The following is a 21,035-nucleotide window of genomic DNA, read 5'->3' as shown; positions in this document are numbered from 1 at the left end:
AAGCGTGCACGTTTCGCATCTTTCGTGGGAGGGGTGGTCGGCCGAACGGCGGTTCTGCCGCGCACCGGCGGCGCCCACACTGGCGCGGTGACGAGCCAAACTCCATTGTGGGCACCGCCTCCGCAGCGGCCCGGCTTCTGGGCCCGCCTGTCGACGATCCAGCGGGTCGGCCTGATCGCGGCCGCCCTGGTGCTCCCGTGCTGCGGCGGCGCCACGGCGCTCGCCGCACTGGCCGGCGATCCGAAGCCGGCGTCCACCGTCGAGGCGCCCGCGACCACCGAGACAGTGGCCGGGGACGACGCCGACGTCGCCGCCGATCAACTGGCCGGCGGCCCCGCCGCGGAGTCCGTCGCCGCCGACCCGGCCGCCACCGGGCCGAGCGACCCCGCGGCCAGCTCTCCGGACGAGACCGCGCCCGAAGTCACCAAGAAGACCGTCAAGGTCACGAAGTCGATCGCCTACTCGACGAAGAAGGTCGAGGACAGCACGCTGGCCAAGGGCAAGACCAAGGTGCGGACCAAGGGCGTCGCCGGGGTGCGCACGCTGACCTACGAGGTCACCCTCACCGGCGGCAAGGAGACCGGGCGCAAGCTGATCGGCGACACGGTCACCCGGAAGCCGGTGACCAAGGTGATCGCGGTCGGCACCAAGACGGCGTCGAGCGGCTGCGATCCCAACTACACACCGTGTGTGCCCATCGCCTCCGACGTCGACTGCGCCGGCGGCAGCGGGGATGGCCCTGCCTACGTCAGCGGCCCGGTCAAGGTCGTGGGCAGCGACATCTACAAGCTGGACCGCGACGGCGACCGTATCGCTTGCGATAGTTAGACGCTTTCGTCCCTTTGCGCGCCCACCGCGACGCGATTACCGTCCGTTTTCGGCGACCATCCGTCACCGCCGGCATACGCGCCGCCGCCATTTCCCCGGTGAGCTGCGGTTATTCGCAGCCATCGGGATGACTAGTCAGGTCACCCGTCCGGAACCATAAAAAGGGCCTCCGAGCTGCGCAAACGCGGATCGCTCAAGGATTACTAAAGGTTCGCGCTAGATCGACATAATGGTATTGACCGCGGGTCCATCATGGGTGCGTGGCGATCGAATCACGCGAGTTCATCTCTCCCCGGCCGAGGCATCGGGCGAATCCGCGCGCCTACCATGAGGGCGACTCGCCGACAAGTACGCACCCGCGCGAAGTCCGATATGAAGAAGACTTGGACGTCGGCCGGGGCGAGGCCATTCAATCCCTTACCCACAATGTTCTGGTGCACCGTTCGCTGGAGGTCTCGCCGAACGGATTCATCACGATCATCAGCATCATCCAGGGCGTCGCGCTGGCGCTGCTGGCCCAGAACACGTTCCCGAAGCCGTCGATGCTCGTCATGGTGCAGAGCATCACGCTGATGCTCGTTTTCGTCGTCGTTTTCTACTACTACCTCACCATGAGCGTCCTGCTCCGCTGGGCGCCCTCGTTCGTCGATTGTTTCCTGCCGTTCGCCATCGCCGGCCTGGAGATACCGCCGGCCTTCTTTCTCGGCAACCCGGCGGCGTGGAACGCCTGGCTCGCGGCCCTCTGGTTCTTCGTGGCGATCGGTTTGTGGATCACCACGAAATGGGCGCCGCCCTCGCATTTCGGCAAGGTGCGCAAGGCCCACAAGCGATTCCTCGAGATGCAGCACGAGTTGGGACTCTGCGTAACCGCCGGTGGCTTCACGGTGGGTGCGTGCGCCGCCCTGGCCACGATCGACCCCGCCCACCGCCTCTTCTGGGGACTGGCGGGCGCCGCCGCGGTCCTCGCCGTGGCCGCCGGCACCATCTGGCGGATCGAGATCCGCTCGTCCGAGATCCACGCCCTCTACGGGGTGAATCGACCACCCTTCAACTAGGACCGTCAGCCATTGCCCATCGTGGATGTGACGACTATGTTAACGTTCACAAACCGCTCGCGTCAGGCTCCCCCCTGCCTCGACGGACCGTCGCCGTCGCACTTCCCCACCGCGACGCCGGTCCGGCAGAGCCGCATCCCCACGCCACGGAAGAGGTCCGCGATGGCACGTATCCGTACCCGAAAAGCCCTGCTCCCGGTCGCCGCCGCCGGCGTCCTGACGGCGGCGCTTCTCACCGGCGCCGGCCCGGCGCAGGCCGCCGGCACCCAGCCCTGCGACATCTACGCCTCCGGCGGCACCCCGTGCGTCGCCGCGCACAGCACCACCCGCGCCCTCTACGGCTCCTACGCCGGCTCGCTCTACCAGGTGCGCCGGACCTCCGACAACGCCACCCTGAACGTCGCGCCGCTGACCGCCGGCGGGGTCGCGAACGCCGCCGCGCAGGACTCCTTCTGCGCCGGCACCTCCTGCGTCATCACGGTCATCTACGACCAGTCCGGGCGGGGCAACCACCTCACCCAGGCGCCGCCCGGCGGGTTCCAGGGCCCGGCCGCCGGCGGCTACGACAACCTCGCGAACGCGATCGCGGCGCCGGTCACGGTCGGCGGGCACCGGGCGTACGGCGTCTTCGTCTCGCCGGGCACCGGCTACCGCGACAACTCCACCAACGGGATCGCCACCGGCGACCAGCCCGAGGGCATGTACTCCATCTTCGACGGCACGCACTACAACGGGGGGTGCTGCTTCGACTACGGCAACGCCGAGACCAACAGCCTGGACACCGGCAACGGCCACATGGAGGCCATCTACTTCGGCAACAGCAAGGGCTGGGGGTACGGCTCCGGCAACGGCCCGTGGGTGATGGCCGACCTGGAGAACGGCCTGTTCTCCGGGGTCAACCGCACCTACAACGCCGGCAACCCGTCGGTGAGCCACCGGTTCCTCACCGCGATCGTGAAGGGCGAGCCCAACCACTGGGCGATCCGGGCCGGCAACGCGCAGTCCGGCGGCCTGTCCACGTACTACAACGGCGTGCGGCCCAACGTCTCCGGATACAACCCGATGAAGAAGGAGGGCGCGATCATCCTGGGCATCGGCGGCGACAACAGCGTCAGCGCCGCCGGCACGTTCTACGAGGGCGTGATGACCTCGGGCTACCCGTCCGACGCCACCGAGAACGCGGTGCAGGCCAACATCACCGCCGCCGGGTACGCGACCGTCGCCCGCCCCGGCCCGGCCGTCGGCTCGGCGATCTCGCTGCGCGCCACCACGGCGTGCTGCACCACCCGGTACATCACCCACTCCGGCTCGACCGTCACCACCGGGGTGGTCTCGTCGTCGAGCTCGGCGACCGACAAGGCCAACGCCACCTGGTACGTCCGCTCCGGGCTGGCCAACAGCGCCTGCGTCTCGTTCGAGTCGCGCAACACCCCGGGCAACTACCTGCGCCACTACAACTACCAGCTCCAGCTGAACGCCAACGACGGCAGCGAGCTGTTCGCGAACGACGCGACGTTCTGCCCGCAGGCCGGCGTGACCGGGCAGGGCAACTCGTACATGTCGTACAACTACTCGCTGCGCTACCTGCGTCATTACAACAACATCCTGTACATCGCGGCCCACGGCGGCTCCACCTACAACGCCGCAAGCCTGTGGCCCGACGACGTGAGCTGGGTGTCCATGGCCCCCTGGACTCCCTAGCTCTCCCGGCCGCCCGGGCCCCAGACCCGGGCGGCCAGACACGCCGACGTCTCACTCCTCGCGGTCGGCGGCGTGCCGGCGGCCCGGGAAACCCAGTCCCGGGCCGCCGTTCTGCCTCGCCCGGTTTCGGTGCCACCGGGATCGATGGCACGGGGATCGATGGCACCGGGATCGATGCCACTAGGATCGATGCGTGGACGTTTCGATCACGGTGGGCGACGCGGACACGTTGCGGGGATTGCGTTCCTGGCTCGTCGACGAGCCGGCCCTGCGCGGGCGCGTCACGACCCGCGAGAGCCCGCCCGCCGACGGCACACTCGGCCCGATGCTGGAGGCGCTGGTCGTCGCGGTCGGTCCCGGCGGCGCGGCGGCGGCGCTGGTCACCGTCCTGGTCACGTGGCTGCGGCAGCAGCGCGCCGACGTCACGGTCAAGGTCGAGCGCCCGGACGGCAGCTCCTTCGAGATCACCGCGACCCGGGTGAAGGGCTTCGACATGGCCGCCCTGCGCGCCGAGATGGAGCGGATCGCCCGCGAGATCGAGCCGCCGTGACCGACCTGTCCGGCCCGGGGGTCCGCGCCCTGGTCATCGGCACCGCGACGCACACCGGGCCGACCCTGCCGCCGGTGCCCGCCGCGGCGCGCGGCGCGCACGCGGTCGCCGCCGCCCTGACCGAGGTCTGCGGGGTCGCGCCCGGCGCCGTACGCGTCATCATCGACCCACCGCAAGCGATCGACATGGCGCAAGCCGTCGCCCAGGCCGCCGCCGAGGCCGAGTCGGTGCTGCTGATCTACTTCGTCGGCCACGGCCTGCTCGACCCCGCCGGCGAGCTGCACCTGGCCGCCGCCGGCACCGACACCCTCACCGCCGGCCTGAGCGGCCATCAGGCGCTCGCCTTCGCCGCGATCCGCCAGGCCGTCGCCGACTCGCCGGCGTCCACCGTGGTGCTGATCCTCGACTGCTGCTTCTCCGGCCGGGCCCAGCTGCCCGGCACGGCCGCCGCCGCTCTCACCCCGCCGCCGGTGCACGGCGCCTACGTGCTGGCCTCGGCCGAGAACCTCGCCGATGCCCCGACCGGCGCCGAGCTCACCACGTTCACCGGCGCGTTCGTCACGCTGCTGCGCGAGGGCGACGACCGGGCGCCGCACCTGCTGACCCTCGACGTCGTGCACGACCGGCTCCGGAGCCGGCTGCGGGCCGCCGGCGCACCGCTCCCCCGCCGGCAGCTCGGCGACACCGCCGGCTCGCTCGTGCTCGCCGTCAATCGCGCCGCACCCCCGCCGCACACCCCCGAGCCGCCCGCCGAGGGCGCCAGCCCCTACCCCGGCCTCGCGGCGTTCGGCGTCGACGACGCGAAGTTCTACTTCGGGCGCGACGAGCTGGCCAAACGCCTGGTGGCCCGGGCCGGCGAGGCGGCCGACGCGCACCGGCCGCTGCTGGTGGTCGGCGCCTCCGGCTCCGGCAAGTCCTCGCTGCTGCAGGCCGGCCTGGTGACCGCGCTCGCCCGCGGCGACCTGGACGGTTCCAGCCGCTGGCCGGTCGCGACGATCACTCCGGGCGAACGGCCCGCCGACGCCCTGCGCCGGGCCCGCCTCGCCGAGACCCGCTCGGTGCTCGTGGTCGACCAGCTGGAACAGCTGTTCACCCTCTGCCCGTCCGATGTGGAGCGGGCGCGCTTCCTGGCCGAGGTCCTGGATCTGGCCCGGCGTCACCTGGTCGTGCTCGCGCTGCGCGCCGACTTCTACGCCCAGGCCGCCGAGCGTGCCGAGCTGAAGGACGCGCTCGAGCACCAGTTCCTGGTCACCGCGATGACGTCGGACGAGTTGCGCGCGGCCATCGAGGGCCCGGCCCAGGTCGCGGACCTGCGGCTGGCCGACGGCCTGGCCGATTTCATCCTCGACGAGCTCGGCGCCGGCGACCGCCTGCCGCTGCTCTCGCACACGCTGCTGGCGACCTGGCAGCACCGCGAGGGCAACCGGCTCACGATCGGCGGCTACCGCGCGGCCGGCGGGGTCGAGCGGGCCGTCGCGACCAGCGCCGAGCGGGTCTATGAAGAGCTGGGCGCGGGGTCGCGCGCGGCGCTGCGGCGCATGCTTCCGCGTCTGGTCCAGGTCGGCGACAACACCCCCGACACCGTACGCCCGGCAGCGCGCGACGAGCTGGTGACCGGCGAGGACGACCGCCGGGCCCTGGAAGCCTTCACCAGCGCCCGCCTCATCACCCAGGACCGCGACACCGTACGGCTCAGCCACGAGGCCCTGCTGCGCGTGTGGCCACGCCTGGTCGAGTGGCTCGCGGAGGACCGCGACTGGCTGCGCACCAGCCAGCGCCTGGCCGCCGACGCCCGGTCCTGGCGGGACGCCGGCCGCGATCCCGGCCAGGCCTACCGCGGACGCCGCCTCGCCGACGCCCTCGAGGGCGCCCGGACCCACGACGTCCCGCCCGCCTCGGCCGAGTTCCTGGCCGCGTCGGAGGCCCTCGAGCAACGCGCGACCCGGCTCCGCCGTGCGGTGGTCGCCGTCCTGGTGGTGCTGCTCGTGCTGACCGGCGCCGGCGCCGGAGTCGCGCTCTGGTCACAGCGCCAGACCGCCGCCGAGCGCGCCACCGCCGAGGCCGCCCGCAACACCGCCGAAGCGGCCCGCAACCGGGCGGTGGCCCGGGCGCTGACCGGCGAGGCCGCGCGGCTGCGGCGAGACCAGCCGGGCCTGTCCAAACAACTGGCCGCCGTGGCCTACCGGCTCGACCCGGCCGAGGGCGGGCAGGCGGTGCTGAACAGCGCCGGCATCCCCGGCCAGCTCGCCGGCAATCTGAAGGTCTTCGACGTGGCCTCCGGCGGGGCCGGGCCGGTGCTCGCCCTCGCCACCGGGCCCGAGCTGGTGCTCTGGGACGTGGCCACCAGCACGCCGCTGTCCCGGATCGGCTCGCTGTCGACCGGCCCGGTCGCCGTCTCGCCGGACGGCCGGACGCTGGCCGCCGCGGTCGGCCCGCCCGGCGGCGGCGAACCGGCCCTGGTCGGCGCTCAGGCCATCGAGCAGGACCGGCCCGAGGTGCGGCTCTGGGACATCAGCGACCCCCGCCGCCCGCGGCCGGGCCGCTCGCTGCCGACCGGCGCCAAGAGCATCACCACGCTGGCGTTCGCGCCCGACGGGCGGCTGCTCGCCGCGGCCGGCACGGGCGGGCGGATCCACCTGTGGGACACCACGGATCCGGCGTCGCCCCGGGAACTGCCGCCGGCGTCCGGCCACCGCGGCCGGGTCGACTCGGTCACCTTCGCGCCGGCCGGGCGCCTGCTGGCCAGCAGCGGCGCCGACGGGACGGTCCGGCTCTGGGACCTCACCGACCCCGCGCGGCCGGCCGCCCGGGCCCGGCTCACCGGCTCGACCGACCCGCTGGACGCCCCGGTGCGGATGATCCAGCGCCGGGTGGCGTTCGACCCGACCGGCCGGCGACTGGCCCTGGTGCTCCCGGAGAAGGCGTTCGACGGGAAGCCGACTCGCGAGGTGCCGTCCCTCTACGACATCTCCGATCCCCGCCGCCCACGCCCGGCGTACCAGCAGCCGGCCACCTCCGGGTGCGACCACATCCACGCGATCCTGCTGCTCCGCAACGCCGTGCTGACCTCCTGCGACCTCGGCTCGGTGCAGACCTGGGTGCGCGGGGCGAGCCACGACAAGGCGACGTCCGGCCAGTCGATGCTGGTGCCCGCGGCCCGGATGCCGACCACGACCGGCGGCAGCCTGCAGACCGGGGCGCTGCTGGCCCGCCCGCAGGTCGACGGCCTCCAGGCGGTCGCCGTCGCGAGCACCGCCGGGGTGTTCGTCTGGGACGTCACCGATCCGGGCCGCGCCGGGCCGGTCGCGACGACGTTCGGCGGGCCGAACGGGTTCTCGGTCCGGGTGGCGTTCAACCCGGCCGGGCCGCCGCTGATGGCCGAGACCAGCGGCCGGGACGGCACCCGGTTGCTCGACATCGCCGATCCGCGGCACCCCCGGCCGGCCGGCACGGTCGCCACCACGGGCGTCCTCGACGGCTGGTACGGCCAGGAGGCCGGGGCCGGGTTCGCGTTCCGCCCGGACGGCGCGGTGGCCGCCGCGACGAAGATCGTGAAGCGGCGCCCGCACGTCGTGCTGCTGTCGACCGGCGCGCCGGGCGGGCCACCGCTCGCCGAGATCACCACCGGGCTCGATCAGGGCGCCGCGGCGCTGTCCTTCTCGGCCGACGGCCGGCTGCTCGCGGTCGCCGACCACGAGGCCGAACCGCGCCCCGGCGCCCCGCCCGCGGTGCGGATCTTCGACGTGGCCGACCCGGCCCGGCCCCGCCTGGTCTCCTCCTTCCCGGCGCTGACCTGGGACCTCGCCTTCGCGCCGCGCGACCCGGTGATCGCCGTCTTCACCCGCGACGAGGTCATCCTGCGCGACCTCACCGACCCGGCGCGGCCGCGCGCCCTGCGCGGGTTCCGGTTCCCGCCCGACGCCGGGCTGACCAACGGCGTGTTCACCCCGGACGGCAAGCGCCTGATCGTCGCCGACAAGTCCCAGCAGATCCGGGTCTTCGGCGTCGACCGGGACGGACTGGCCGGCGAGCCCGGCGTCTTCCTCGGCCAGGGCGGTAGCGGCAACCGGGTCCTCGCGATCAGCAGCGACGGCCGCCGGCTGGCGCTGCCGGGCGATCTCGACGCCGAGGAGATCGATCTGTGGGACATCGGCGTGGGGACCCCGCGGGTACGGATGTCGCTGGTCGTTCCGGGCCGGTCCGGGCTCGACGTCCTGGCGTTCAGTCGGGACGGCCGGTTCCTCGCCGTGAAGAAGGGCGAGAGCGTCGAGCTGTGGGCGATCGACCCGGAGCTGGTCGCCGGCACGCTGTGCCGGCTCGGCGGCGACGCGATCACGCCGGCGCAATGGGCGGCGTATGTCGGGAACGACCTGAAGTATGACCCGCCCTGCCGATGACGATCGATAGATCGACAAGTCTCTAAATTGGATGTTCGGCCCATGCCGTGGCACATCGGGGTGCGGTCGGATCGAGGCGACCGGTAATAACCGTTCGACCTAGGAGGGACCGTGCGCACACCATCCCGTGCGTTACCGGCAGCCGCCACCATGCTTCTCGCCACCGCCCTTGTCGTCGCCGGGCTGCCGACCGGCGGCCAGGCCGCGCCCGGCGGGCCGGCCCGGGCCGAGGCTGCCCGCACGCCTGGTGACGACCACCTGGACAAGACCAAGGACAACCGCCGCGGGCGGATCGCGCCGACCGAGCGGCAGCGCGCGCTCGCGGCTTCGGCGGGCGCCAAGGCCCGCTGGAACACGTTCGGCACCCCCGCCGCGCTCACGCCGGCGGCCAAGCCGCTGGCGGCCGGGCTGTCGCCCGACCCGATCGTGGCGGCCCGCGCGTACGTGGACGCCAACCGCGAGATGCTCGGGCTGACCGAGCTCGGCGCGGAGTCGCTCGACCTGCTGACGACGGCGCCGCTCGGCGCCGGCGCCGCCGTGATCTTCCGGCAGCGCTTCGGCGACCTGGTCGCCGGGCACGACGGCCTGCTCGCCGTCGGCGTGCGGGACGGGCAGGTCTGGTACGTCAGCTCGTCGCTGGCCCGGGACGCGGCCGCACCCCAGCCGGCCACGCTCACCGCGGCCGACGCGCAGCGCATCGCGGCGGCCGACGCCGGAATCGCGAGCCCGACGGTCATGGCGAACCGCATCGTCGCCGTGCCCACCGCGGACCGCGGCGCCCGCGCGGCGTACCAGGTGACGCTGGGCGCGAACCTCGGCGGCGCCGAGCCGGTCGCGTACACGACCTATGTCGACGCCCGTGACGGCGGGGTGCTGCTGCGCGAGGACATCGTCGACGCCGATCACGACAATGCCGAATGGGAGGCGTTCCCCCTGTCGCCGCCGGTGGACTACTCGTCCCGGGACACCCGGCAGACCTGGTGCTTCGCGCCGCAGCGCGGGTGCGACTACGTGATCGGGCGGGCTTCCTCGCCGTACGCGTGGGATGTCCTCGACGGCGCGCCGACGCACACGACCCTGGGGAACAACGCGGTCGCCGTACACAATTGGACCTCGAACGATCCGTTCACCGTGGGCACCGAGACGGCGACGGCGAAGCCGAGCCGTGACTACGACTACCGGTGGACCAACCAGTGGTATCGGCAGCAGTGCTCGCCGGCCGTCTTCGACAGCCCGCAGCGCAACGACATCGACGCCGCCCGGGCCAACCTGTTCGCCCAGCACAACCGCATGCATGACTGGGCCTACCAGCTGGGCTTCACCGAGAAGACCTGGAACATGCAGGACGACAACTTCGGCCGCGGCGGGCTCGGCAACGATCTCGAGCAGGGCAACGCCCAGGCCGGTGGGGTCAGCGGCGGGCCGCCGAACTTCGAGGCCCGCGACAACGCCAACCAGATCACCCCGCCGGACGGCGAGGCCCCGATCACCAACATGTACCTGTGGCAGTCGATCGCCGGCGCGTTCTACGCACCCTGCGTGGACGGCGACTACGACATGTCGGTGATCGGCCACGAGTACTCGCACGCCATCAGCAACCGCATGGTCGCCGGGCCGGACGCCGGCGTCAGCACCCCGCAGGGGATGAGCGAGAGCTGGTCCGACCAGCTGGCGATGGAGTACCTGAACGAGAACGGCTACGCGCCGCCCGGCATCCGGGCGTACACGGCCGGCCAGTACGTCACGTCCGACCCGATCGCCGGGATCCGCAACTACAACATGAGCCGGAGCCCGCTCAACTACAGCAGCATCGACTACGACCTCGTCGGCCTGCAGGTGCACGCCTCGGGCGAGGTGTGGACGGCGACCAACTTCGACATCCGCGCTGCCATGATCAAGAAGTACGGCGCGGGCACGCCGGGGCTGCAGAAGTCGTGCGCGGCCGGGCGCACACCGGTGACCCACTGCCCGGGCAACCGGCGCTGGGTGCAGCTGGTGTTCGACTCGTTCCTGCTGATGGCCACCAGCGCCAACAGCATGGTGGACGCGCGCGACGCGATGCTCGGCGCCGACCTGGTCCGGTTCGGCGGGGCCAACCAGGCGCTGCTGTGGAACGCGTTCGCCAAGCGCGGCCTGGGCGAGGGCGCGGCCAGCGCCGGCGCCACGGACGTCAACCCGACGCCCAGCTTCGCCTCGCCGTACGCGGCGGAGGCGAGGGTCGCGTTCAAGCCGGTCGACGAGCACGGGCGGCCGGTGCCGAACGCGAAGCTGTTCGTCGGCGACTACCAGGCACGGGCCGTGCCGGTCGCCGACACCGACCCGGCAACGCCACTGCCCGACACGGTCAGCCTGGTGCCGGGGACGTACACGTTCATCACGCAGGCGCCCGGCCACGGCGAGGCGCGGGTCAAGCCGACCTCGTTCCACCACCCCGGACCGGCCCGCCTCACCGTGCGAATGCCGCACAACTTGGCGTCCGGCAACGCCGGCGCGGTGGCCACCGGCGACGGCATCAACCTGGCCCGGCTGGTGGACGACGACGAGGCGACCAACTGGGCGTCGCTGGCCAGCCCGGTGGCCGGCAAGCAGGTCACGGTCGACCTGGCCGGCGGGGCGCACAAGGTCCGGCGGGTGCAGGTGAGCGCCATGCTGCGGCCGCAGATCGCCACCGACCCCGACGGCGCGGCGCAGAGCAGGTTCTCCGCCCTGCGGCAGTTCCGGGTCTCGGCATGCACCGCGTCGGCCACGGTGACGTGCTCCGCCCCGGCCGACTTCAAGACCGTCTACACCAGCAAGGCGAACGCGTTCCCGTCGAGAGCGCCGCGCCCCCGGGCGCCGGAACTGATCGTGCGGTCGTTCGACATCCGCCCGACGGTCGCGACGCACCTGCGCTTCGAGGTGCTGACCAACCAGTGCACCGGCGCCCCCGACTACGCCGGTGAGCGGGACAACGACCCGCGGGCCGACACCGACTGCCGCACGGCGAGCCCGCAGGCGCTCAACGTGCGCGCGGCCGAGTTCCAGGCCTTCGGCAGCTGAGGTGGCAGGAAAGGCGAGCGGGCCGCTCCGGCCCGCCCGCCTTTCCTCTGGCGACTGCGGCGCGTCGCTCCACCACCCCCGCGACACCGAACCGCCGGAACATCGAGATCGACATCGCAGCCTCGTGCAACCTGTGCGATTACCGCAAAATGGCACAGCAGGACCGGACGGCTCCGGGCGAGCGGGTTCAGCTCGCCGGCACATCGCTCGGCATGTCGCAGAGCGAGCTGGGCGAAGCCAGCGTCTGCGCCGCCGCCGAGCTCATCCACGGCGTTGCGGTAACCGATGATCGCGATGCCACCAAGGGGAGCCCGCCGGCATGGCGCGGACGTTCACGGAACCGTGTGGCTTCTCGCGGAGGCATGCCGATCCGGCAAACTGACTCGCATCGGCGCCGGGAGCGTCGTCGACGCGCTGCGAGAGACCGGTGCCCGTCTGGCGTGTACCGGCACCGAGTTCCCCAGCTTGTGATCGCGCACGGATTGCTGGATCCCGATCCCTCAGCGACGTGAAGACTCCTGAGCACGCCGTCCCGCCCGTCGCTGATCCGGTACAACCTTTTGCGGCCGCTCACCGTCCAAGGTCCGGCCGTGATTGTTGTGTCATCGCGTCCTCTTCGGATTCGGGCTGGAAGGGAGCCGGCCGTTCGCGAAGGCGGAGGAATGGATGCCGGCAGCGTCGCCGGGGATCAAGGCGGGCGCCCGGATCCCCAGCGCGGCCGGCTTTTCAGACCTTCTCGCCGATACCCAGTTGGGTCTGGATCTGCCGAGCGCGTTCGGCGGCCGCGCTGCGGCCGTAACGGCGCGGCATGGCATCGGACGACCAGCCCAGCAGCAGCAGCAGAACACCGGTGTTGCCGCCGGCGAGTTTCCATTCGTGGGCGAAGTTGTGCCGCTCGTTCACGGGCGCGCCGGATCCGTCGCGCGGCTCGGGCCGCCGGCGGTGGCGGGCGGATGCGAGTGGTCGCGGGGTGTGTCCCGCGGCTGCTGGCCGAGCAGAAGCGGGCTCCGGTACGTCTGGTGGGTGGCGAGCAGGACCAGGCCGATGACCAGCAGCCGGGCGCTGATGCCGAGCAGGCCGCCCTCCGGGCCGTACGCTCCCCCGGTCACCGCAGCCGGACCGGCGGAGGCGTGCTGGAGGATGAATGCCGTGCTGTGGTCGGTGTCGCCGCTGACCGGGAAGCCGAAGATCGGGCCTTGGGCAAAGTTCCAGGTCAGGTGCAGGAGCAGCGGCAGCCAGAGGCGCCCGGTACGGAGGAACGCCAGCCCGTACATGCAGCCGCCGACGACGGTGCTGAGCACGGACAGCGCGGTGGCGTCGTCGTTGGGCACGTGTGCGAGGCCGAACAGCAACGCCGAGACGGCGAGCGCGGCCCACGGGCGCTTGAACAGCACGAGCGCACCCACCAGGATGAGGACCCGGAACGCCAGCTCCTCGAAGATCGCCCACGGGACGAACATGCCGAGAGCGGCGAGCAACCGTGAACCGGAGGGCGCGACCCGGTCGACGTCGATGAGCCCGGCGGCGAGTTCAACGCAGAAGACCGCGGCCATCGCGGCCAGGCCGATCAGGACGCCGCGGCCCGCATCGCCCCACGGTGCCGGCCGACGCCAGGTGAACCCGAGCCGCACACGACCGCGAACGCGGGTGGCGATGGCGATCACCGCGAAGAACAGGAAGATCAGCCAGAGTGTCGCGGTGAACGGGGTGAGTTCCACAGATCCTCCACACTGCTCGATTGACCGGCTCAAGCGTGCCCGCGGAGGGTCGGCTCAGTGATGAACCTCCGTGTCGCCGACGTGAACGGAAGTGCCGGTCTGCCGCATCAGCTCGCGGTACTCGTGCGGGCTGAGGCCGTACGCGGCGCGGAAGGAGCGGCTGAGGTGTGGCCCGTCGGCGAAGCCCCAGCGCTGGGCCAGCATCTGGATCGTGCGTGGCGGTCCGTCGGCAGCGGCGAGTTCCCGCCGACACCGGTCGAGTCGTAGTTCGTGGATCCACTGGCCGACGGCCCGGCCCCGCTCGGCGAAGAGCCGGTGCAGCGTCCGCACCGAGATGTGGTGCGCGGCGGCTATGCCCGCCGGGGTCAGCCGGTCGCCCAGCCGCCGGTTGACGTACGCCTCGATCTGCGTCATCAGGGCGGCTCGGTCTCCGCGCGGCGGCTCTCCACCGTCCTGCAGGCTGCCCAGCAGAGCACGTAGCAGCTCGAGCACAGCGCGGGAGCCGGCGGCGAGTTGCTCGGCGCTGAACTGGTCGGCGTCGCGTTCGAGCCGGACGAGCGTCTGCGCGACGAGCGCGCCGTAGCCGCGCCGGCCGTCCACCGGGGTGCCGATGAGCGCGCGAACCCGGCGTGGAGGGTGGCCGAGGGACGCGTACGGAAACATCATCATGAGGAGCGTGCCCGGCGCCGAGGGGGTGCGCCGCCAGCCGGTCAGCGGTGTCGAGGTGTCGTACAGCGCCATCTGGACCGGGCCCAGCTGGGTCTGGCGCCCGTGCTGGTCCATGCCGGTGACCCCGTCGACGTTGAGCAGCAGCCGGAACGACTCGGGATCGCCTCGGCGGATGAGCGCGGGACCACGCCGGATCGTCCAGTCGGCCGGACCGTGGGTGTGCAGCGACCCGATGCTGGCCGGACCGGCCTCGCGAAACCGGGTGAGTGAGCCGGGGACCGCCACTTCGGTGCTGGTGATCTCGACCGGCTCGGGCAGCGACAGGCACCGTTGGCGAAGGTATGACAGTCGCTGGTCGGCGGGCAGCAGGTCGGTGCGAATCACGACATCCACATAGGGAATCGTATCCAGGTCAGTGCGATACTTTATCAGTTCAATGCCATTCAGAAAACATCTGTTCGGTCGGTAGTAAGCCGTCGATCATCCATTCCGTCAGTGCGTGAGCCGTGCGGGTCAGTCGAGCGCACGGAATCTCGGCCATAGTGTCGCCCACGAACCGCGTGGGCCGGTGCACACGCGGATCGGTGTGTCCTGCTCCTCGTTGGCTACGTGGAGGCCGTTGTCGAGCCGAGCTACGATCGTACATCGCCGGAAGACGTCGCGCAGCAGCGGTCCGGCCGAGTCGCCCTGGGTGACCACCACCGCGCTCGTCGCCGATTCCGGTGGCCGGCCGAGGTAGTAGAGCTGGTTCTGTCCGCTGTAGACGCGCGGCAGTTCGTATCGGGCGCCGTAGCGGTCGACGGCACCCGCTTCGCCGTAGTTGCCGACGATGAGCACGGCCGCGCCTTGATCGGGCATCTGCCGGTAGACCGCCGCGATCTGCGCGACGTAGGTGGGCCAGCCGAGTTGGTCCCGGACGACCTGGTTGATCGCGGGGATCGGGGTTTCGGCGAGTGTGCGTACCGGTAGCAGGGGCAGGGCCACCACGGCTGCGATCGCGGTGTTCAGCACGGCCGCGGCCCAGATCAGGGCGTGCCGCCGGCCGTGTTGTCCGGCCCATCGGAGCACGGTCACACTGCCGACCGCGTGCAAGCTCAGGACAAGGCCGAGCGTGTAGTAGAACTGCCCGGCCGTAATCAGCAGAAGAACGCACATCAGCGGATAGGCCACCGCGATCGCCCGGGCCCGCCGCAGTTCCGTCCGACGCAGCAGCGACCACCACCCGGCCGGCCACACGCCGGCCAGCGGCAGCCCGAGCAGCACCGGTTGCAGCGGCAGGAACAGTTCGCGGGCCTGTGGTCCCTTGTGCGCGGCGAGGGCGCGGGCCATGGCCACTTGCGGGAAGCCGTGAACGAGCTGGTAGGCGAGGTTCGGCGCGGCGATCAGCGTCGCGAGCCCGGCCGCCGCCCACGGCCAGGGCGACCGGAGCACCGCGCGCGGACCGGCCAGCAGCATGCCTCCGGCAACGCCGGCGAGCAGCAACACCACGAGGTGTTTGTTGTAGGTGCCGAGCCCGGCGACGCACCCCGCGGCGAGCCAGGCCGACCGTTGTCGCCGGAGCAGCGCCCGCAACAGAGCCAGCGTCACGAGCGTCCACACCAGCAGGTCGGGGCCGACGGTCAGCAGCGTGTGCCCGGCGACCAGCGGGAACAATCCCAGAGCACCCAGGGCGGCGAGCGTCTGCGCGGCCGCCCGGCCGCCCATCTCACGGGCGATGAGCGCCAGTACGACCGCCGTGGCGGCGGCCGTCAGAGCGGGCACGACGCGCAACGCGAAGACCGTGTCACCGAACACGGCGATGCTGCCCCGGGCGACCAGGGCCACCCACGGTGGCTGGTCGACGTAGCCGATGGCGAGATGACGGGCGAGCAGCCGAAAGTACAACTCGTCGCGGTGATAGCCGTAGCGGCCGGCCGTCGCGAGCAGGAGAGCCACCAGCGCCGTCGCGACACCGCCGACCGGGGTCACGGCGAACGCCGGAAGAGGCCGGGCGACCGCGGGGCGATCGCCGGTCCGCGCTACGGCCGCCGCCGTCATGACCGCTCCGCTCGCACGTCCGCTCCCTGTCCCCTGGCCGATCCGGGCGACCCCAGGGTCCCTCACCGGCCCCGCTCGGGTGGTGAACGAGCGTGCCGCGGCGATGGACGAGAGTGCCGGACGATCGCAGCTATTGCCGGAACAACCGATGCAGCAGCAACCGTTAGGTACTGGCATTGCATTGGCAACATTGATACAATGCTTGGCCTTCATGCGTAGCATTCGTGCCGACCTGCGGACCGCGCACCACGGCGCGGCCGAGCATGTGGAGAGGAACCACACGTGTGCTACGACGCCGACGCCCGCCCACCGATCTACGGCCCCGCCCGCACCGCGGTGACCACCAGCCCGTTGCTGCTGACCTCGGCCGACGACACCCGGATCGCGACGTTTCTCGCCGCGCCGGCCGAACCGAGCGGCGTCGGCGTGCTGGTGCTGCCGGACAACGGCGGGCTGTCCAGATTCTATGAACGGCTCACGGTCCACCTGGCCGGGCAAGGGCACACGGCCCTGGCCGTCGACTACTACGCGCGTACCGCCGGCCCCGACTACCAGGAACGCGCGGCCGACTTCGCCGCCCTGCCCAACCTCATGCCCCACCTTACCCAGCTCCGGCCCGACACCCTGTACGCCGATTTCGACGCCGGGATCGCGCACCTGCGGGCCGAGGACGGCGTGCACGCACGCTCCGTGGTGTCGCTCGGCTTCTGCATCGGCGGCCGGTTCGCGTTCCTCACGTCGGCGCAACGCTTCGGGCTGGCCGGGGCCATCGGGTTGTACGGCGCGCCCGACGCGATCAACGGCGCCCCCGGGCCGACCCAGCGCGCCCACGATTTGCAGGCGCCGATCCTCGGCCTGTTCGGCGGCGCCGACCCCGGCATCCCGCGCAGCGCGGTCGAGGCGTTCGACGCCGCCCTCACCGACGCGGGCGTGTCCCACGAGATCGTCACCTACCCGGGCGCTCCGCACGGCTTCTTCGAGCAGGAACTGCACGAACAGGCCGACGCGTCGGCCGATGCGTGGCGGCGCATTCTCGGATTCCTGAACGACGTGAAGGTCTGACCCGGGCATGTTGCGCGGTCGAAAGATCGGGCTGCGGGCCCGGCAACAGGCCGACGTGCCCGTGCTGCACGCCGAGCTCTACGACGACGTCGTGACGCGCAGCCGGGCGGACTCCCGCCCGTGGTGGCCGATCGCCGCGGGCTCGCCCGCCTCACCGTACGCGGTCGGCCAGCCGACGGCCGACGCCGCGTGCTTCTCGGTGGTGGAGCTCGGCGACGAGGAACTGGCCGGCGAGGCCCTGCTCTGGGGCATCGATCTGCACAACCGGGCGGCGCATCTGGGGATGTCGCTGCGGCCGGCCTTCCGCGGCCGTGGCCTCGGCACCGACGTCGTCCGGGTCCTCTGCCACTACGGATTCACGGTGCGCGGGCTACACCGGCTGCAACTCGAGACGTTGTCCGACAACGTCGCGATGATCCAGGCCGCGAAACGTTGTGGATTCGCACTCGAAGGCACGCTGCGTGGCGCGGCCTGGGCGCACGGGAAGTTCGCCGACGAAGTCGTCCTCGGACTGCTCGCCGACCGGTGGGAGGGCGGTTGACCGACATCGCCGACGGGATCGCGTCGCTGTCCGACGCGCAACTGGTCCGGGCGTACGGGATCCGGCTGGAAGCACACCGCAGCGCCACACCCGATGACCCGTTTCTCTCCTTCGAGGACTGGGCGGCCTGGGTTCGGATGCCGCCGGCACCGGCCACGGCCGGCATTAGCTCACCGACCACGGCTACACGCTGCTCAGCCGCGACCCGTCGGGCGGGACGGAACCTTCATTGCGCCCGGGTCGAGGCGGAATCAATCGATGGGCAACAAGCGGCCAGGATCCCGATCACGTCCGAGTTCCTCCTTGACCTCTCGAGTAGCCGCCTGCCGAGGCGACTCGTCGAGCTCGACGCAGCCGCCGGGCAGGTCCATGGAATCGTGCGCGGCATGACGGACGACGATCGGTCCCGTCCCGGCGATCCGGTGCCGGGACCTGCGGTCGCCGGGCCGGGACTGCTGCTGAGCGAGTCGCTCGCCGCGGCGGCCGCGTACCGGGGGTTGCCCGGTCCGCTCGGCAAGGATTTCGTGCTGTAGGGCCCGCTCCTCGCAGGGTGGCCCTGAGCAGACCGACGGGTGGACCTGGCTGATCGTCTGCGTGCTGGTGTTCGGACACGAAAAGTGTTTCTTGGCTGCTGTCCTTCTGGCGGCGGCTCGGTCGACTACATGCAGAAGCCAGTGATAATCGCGGGCTCCTGCGAACGGAGATAGATCATGAAATACCTGATGCTGCTACACACACCGGCCGGACCGCCACTGGAGCAGAACAGCGTCGAGTACGACGAAACGTTCGCCGCCTACGCCGCCGCCAACGCGGCCATGGCCAGCGCTGGTGTCCTGCTCGACTGCGCTCCGCTGCAGCCGGTCGCGTCGTCGACGACCGTCCGCGTTCGCGATGGACGGACTATCGTGACGGACGGGCCCGCCGCGGAGATCAAGGAACAGGTCGGCGGCTACACGCTCGTGGAATGTGCGGATCTTGACGAGGCGTTGAAATGGGCAGCGACGATTCCGGCGGCAGCCAAGGGCTGGGTCGAGGTACGACCGGTGATCCCCACGCCGGCGCCGTCCTGACCGAGCAGCACCTCCGCGCCCACTGGTGGCCGGCGGTGGCGAGCCTCACCCGCCTCACGGGTGACCTCGCCACCGCGGAGGACGCCGTGCAGGAGGCCACCATGGCCGCGTTGTCCCAGTGGCCAGTGCAGGGGGTGCCGGCCAACCCCCGTGCCTGGCTGATCCGCGTCGCGCGGCACAAGGCGCTGGACCGGCACCGCCGCGACAGCCGCCGCCGCGACAAGGAGTCGGAGGCGGTACGTGCCTGGCACCATTCCACGGAACCGGACGCCGGCCCGCTGCCCGAGCACGACGAACTCGGCCTCATCTTCATGTGCTGCCACCCCGCGCTCGACCTGCCGACTCAGGTGGCGCTGACCCTGCGGGCGCTGTGCGGGCTGACCACGGCCGAGGTCGCGGCCTTGTTCCTGGTGCCCGAAGCCACCATGGCCAAGCGGCTGACGCGCGCCCGCCGTAAGATCCGCGAGTCGGGCATTCGGTTGCACGTGCCCAGGCCCGACATGCTGGTCGAACGCCTGTCTGGCGTGCTTCGGGTGATCTACCTCGTCTTCACCGAAGGGCACAAGGCCAGTAGCGGATCGACGCTGACCCGCGGGCACCTGTGTGATCTGGCCGTCGATCTCGCACGTGGCCTGCGCCGCCTGCTCCCCACGCAACCGGAGGTCGCCGGCCTGCTTGCCCTCCTACTTCTGATCGATGCCCGCCGGGCCACGCGTACCGATGCGGCCGGGAACCTGATCCTGCTGGAGGACCAGGACCGCAGCAGGTGGAACCAGCCGATGATCAACGAGGGAGAACAACTCCTCGAACAAGCACTGCGCGGCGGTCAACCGGGGGCCTACCAACTGCACGCCGCGATCGCCGCCTGTCATGCCACCGCGGCACACCCTGACGACACCGACTGGCAGCAGATCGCCCTGCTCTACGGAGAACTACTACGCCAGGAGCCCAGCCCCGTCGTAGAGGCCAACCGCGCGATCGCGGTCGCGATGAGCGACGGCGCCGCCGCGGGCCTGGTCATCCTTGACGCGCTGCGGGCCAACTCCCAACTGGACGGCTGGCCGCAACTACACATCGCCCGCGCCGACCTGTTACGCCGGCTTGACCGCTCCGCCGACGCCGTCCATGCCTACCGAACGGCGCTGGCGCTGCCCATGTCCACTGCCGAGCAGGCCTTCATCACCAGCCGCATCAACCAACTCAGCACAGTCGCCGAACCGTAGCCCACCAGCGAGGCCACCCGCGCCAGACGCGACCGCGGACCTTGATGTCAACGGCGTCGACGCCCTCGAGGAGGCAATCACGAGCGGGCCGCGACGCCAAGACCATGCAAGCGAGCGAGGGCTCCCAGCAAGGTTCGACGCACGACCCGGGGTGTCACGCCGTCAATACATACCGGCAATCATCGCCGTCGGCACGAGGTCACCGACAGTCAGCGGACGGAGTGAGAGGCAGCGGCCCACACTCATCATCGGTCACTTCAGGTGGCGGTGGCTGCGGCCGGTCTGCCGATGCACTGCGGTGGAGGCGCGGTCGTCATGACCCATGCGGGCGGCGGCAACCCTTGACGCAACCCACCGGTTGCCATAGTGTGTAGCAACCAAATGGTTGCCATAGTTGCCGTACGAGGAGTCCGCAATGACCAACACGAGTACCGACTACCGCACCACCGTCCGAGTGAACGCCCCCGCCGATGTGGTGTTCGGCATGACCACCAGCCCCGAGGCGCTCACCGCCTGGTGGAGCCCGGCGACCGGTTCCGGGCTGACCAATGGGGAGCTGCGGTTCCCGATGGTGTCCGGCGAGCCCCCGCTGTTGATTCGCGTCGATGAGGCGATGCCTCCGACCACGATCCGCTGGACGGTCGTCGAGTGCACGTTCATGCAAGATTGGGTGGGAACGCAGCCGACCTTCACGATTACCCCGCTCGACCACGACTCGTGCGAGCTGACCTTCGAGCACCGCGGCCTCAACGACGAACTCGACTGCAAGGACATGTGCAGCCGCAGTTGGAATCACTTCATCGGCACCAGCCTCCGGGAACTGGCCGAGGGCGGCCCTGGCGCTCCCAACCGCAGCCCACGAGACCTCGCCCGCCGAGCGGCCGAGGAGAATCGCTGATCTCGAAGCGCCGACGCCGGCCCGGCGCCACCGGGTCGGCTTGGTCCACGCGGGTCCAGGTGAGATCGGCTGACACGGCGTTGCGGCGTAACAGGTAGTGGCCGAGGCGCATCGGTGGCAGTGAGGAGCGGAGGAATTCCTGGGTCGCGGGTGTGCCGGGCGCACCGGGCCGGCGCAGCGATCCGTCCTTCAGATCCTTGCTTGATCCGGTCCAGAGGCACCCGTGCCCGAGCGCCGGACCTGGACT

At 71.4% G+C, this 21,035-nt stretch carries 17 protein-coding genes; 12 read left to right on the top strand and 5 right to left on the bottom strand.

Features of this window, described 5'->3' with window-relative positions:
- Positions 1-87: 87 nt before the first annotated feature.
- From ACFQS1_RS17405 to ACFQS1_RS17380, 6 genes are all read left to right on the top strand, one after another.
- Positions 88-828, top strand: a complete 741-nt coding sequence (locus ACFQS1_RS17405; RefSeq protein ID WP_378969275.1) for a G5 domain-containing protein — start codon at positions 88-90, stop codon at positions 826-828.
- Between the two features lie 434 nt (positions 829-1,262).
- On the top strand, positions 1,263-1,883 hold the full coding sequence (locus ACFQS1_RS17400) for a hypothetical protein (protein WP_378969273.1): 621 nt from the start codon (positions 1,263-1,265) through the stop codon (positions 1,881-1,883).
- 162 nt (positions 1,884-2,045) lie between these two features.
- Positions 2,046-3,584, top strand: coding sequence for an alpha-L-arabinofuranosidase B (locus ACFQS1_RS17395; protein ID WP_378969271.1), 1,539 nt, complete (start codon positions 2,046-2,048; stop codon positions 3,582-3,584).
- Between the two features lie 193 nt (positions 3,585-3,777).
- The gene (locus tag ACFQS1_RS17390; RefSeq protein WP_378969269.1) at positions 3,778-4,134 is read left to right on the top strand and encodes an effector-associated constant component EACC1; all 357 of its coding nucleotides are present in this window, start codon (positions 3,778-3,780) and stop codon (positions 4,132-4,134) included.
- Positions 4,131-8,531 (top strand): caspase, EACC1-associated type, encoded by a 4,401-nt coding sequence (locus ACFQS1_RS17385; RefSeq protein WP_378969267.1) that lies wholly within the window; start codon positions 4,131-4,133, stop codon positions 8,529-8,531. Before ACFQS1_RS17390 ends, ACFQS1_RS17385 begins: the two co-directional genes overlap by 4 nt.
- A 111-nt stretch (positions 8,532-8,642) precedes the next feature.
- On the top strand, positions 8,643-11,570 hold the full coding sequence (locus ACFQS1_RS17380) for a M36 family metallopeptidase (RefSeq protein ID WP_378969265.1): 2,928 nt from the start codon (positions 8,643-8,645) through the stop codon (positions 11,568-11,570).
- Between the two features lie 726 nt (positions 11,571-12,296).
- On the opposite strand, the gene ACFQS1_RS17375 is transcribed toward ACFQS1_RS17380, so the two are convergent.
- From ACFQS1_RS17375 to ACFQS1_RS17360, 4 genes are all read right to left on the bottom strand, one after another.
- Positions 12,297-12,473 (bottom strand): hypothetical protein, encoded by a 177-nt coding sequence (locus ACFQS1_RS17375; RefSeq protein ID WP_378969263.1) that lies wholly within the window; start codon positions 12,471-12,473, stop codon positions 12,297-12,299.
- Positions 12,470-13,288 carry a CPBP family intramembrane glutamic endopeptidase gene (locus ACFQS1_RS17370; protein WP_378969261.1) on the bottom strand — a complete coding sequence of 273 codons (819 nt, stop codon included), beginning with the start codon at positions 13,286-13,288 and terminating at the stop codon, positions 12,470-12,472. Before ACFQS1_RS17370 ends, ACFQS1_RS17375 begins: the two co-directional genes overlap by 4 nt.
- A 54-nt stretch (positions 13,289-13,342) precedes the next feature.
- Positions 13,343-14,350 carry a helix-turn-helix domain-containing protein gene (locus tag ACFQS1_RS17365; protein WP_378969259.1) on the bottom strand — a complete coding sequence of 336 codons (1,008 nt, stop codon included), beginning with the start codon at positions 14,348-14,350 and terminating at the stop codon, positions 13,343-13,345.
- Positions 14,351-14,470: 120 nt separating this feature from the next.
- Positions 14,471-15,994, bottom strand: a complete 1,524-nt coding sequence (locus ACFQS1_RS17360) for a glycosyltransferase family 39 protein (RefSeq protein ID WP_378969257.1) — start codon at positions 15,992-15,994, stop codon at positions 14,471-14,473.
- A gap of 282 nt (positions 15,995-16,276) precedes the next feature.
- Here ACFQS1_RS17360 and ACFQS1_RS17355 point away from each other — a divergent pair, with 282 nt between their 5' ends.
- Both ACFQS1_RS17355 and ACFQS1_RS17350 read left to right on the top strand, forming a co-directional pair.
- The gene (locus ACFQS1_RS17355; RefSeq protein ID WP_378969255.1) at positions 16,277-17,056 is read left to right on the top strand and encodes a dienelactone hydrolase family protein; all 780 of its coding nucleotides are present in this window, start codon (positions 16,277-16,279) and stop codon (positions 17,054-17,056) included.
- A gap of 7 nt (positions 17,057-17,063) precedes the next feature.
- Positions 17,064-17,597: a GNAT family N-acetyltransferase gene (locus ACFQS1_RS17350; protein WP_378969253.1), complete on the top strand. Its 534-nt coding sequence runs from the start codon at positions 17,064-17,066 to the stop codon at positions 17,595-17,597.
- A gap of 251 nt (positions 17,598-17,848) precedes the next feature.
- Here ACFQS1_RS17350 and ACFQS1_RS17345 read toward each other — a convergent pair whose 3' ends face one another.
- Positions 17,849-17,968, bottom strand: a complete 120-nt coding sequence (locus ACFQS1_RS17345; protein ID WP_378969251.1) for an NUDIX domain-containing protein — start codon at positions 17,966-17,968, stop codon at positions 17,849-17,851.
- 15 nt (positions 17,969-17,983) lie between these two features.
- On the opposite strand from ACFQS1_RS17345, the gene ACFQS1_RS17340 reads away from it, so the two are divergent.
- From ACFQS1_RS17340 to ACFQS1_RS17325, 4 genes are all read left to right on the top strand, one after another.
- A complete protein-coding gene (locus ACFQS1_RS17340) occupies positions 17,984-18,130 on the top strand; it encodes a hypothetical protein (protein WP_378969249.1) in 147 nt (48 codons plus the stop codon).
- Positions 18,131-18,307: 177 nt separating this feature from the next.
- Positions 18,308-18,667, top strand: a complete 360-nt coding sequence (locus ACFQS1_RS17335) for a YciI family protein (RefSeq protein ID WP_378969247.1) — start codon at positions 18,308-18,310, stop codon at positions 18,665-18,667.
- Positions 18,589-19,890: an RNA polymerase sigma factor gene (locus ACFQS1_RS17330; RefSeq protein ID WP_378969245.1), complete on the top strand. Its 1,302-nt coding sequence runs from the start codon at positions 18,589-18,591 to the stop codon at positions 19,888-19,890. Before ACFQS1_RS17335 ends, ACFQS1_RS17330 begins: the two co-directional genes overlap by 79 nt.
- A gap of 415 nt (positions 19,891-20,305) precedes the next feature.
- Positions 20,306-20,788, top strand: a complete 483-nt coding sequence (locus ACFQS1_RS17325) for an SRPBCC family protein (protein ID WP_378969243.1) — start codon at positions 20,306-20,308, stop codon at positions 20,786-20,788.
- The last annotated feature ends 247 nt before the right edge of the window (positions 20,789-21,035 follow it).

This window comes from Paractinoplanes rhizophilus (assembly GCF_042664765.1).
GTDB classification, from domain to species: Bacteria; Actinomycetota; Actinomycetes; order Mycobacteriales; family Micromonosporaceae; genus Actinoplanes; species Actinoplanes rhizophilus.
This window is presented reverse-complemented; position numbering and strand designations above follow the sequence as displayed.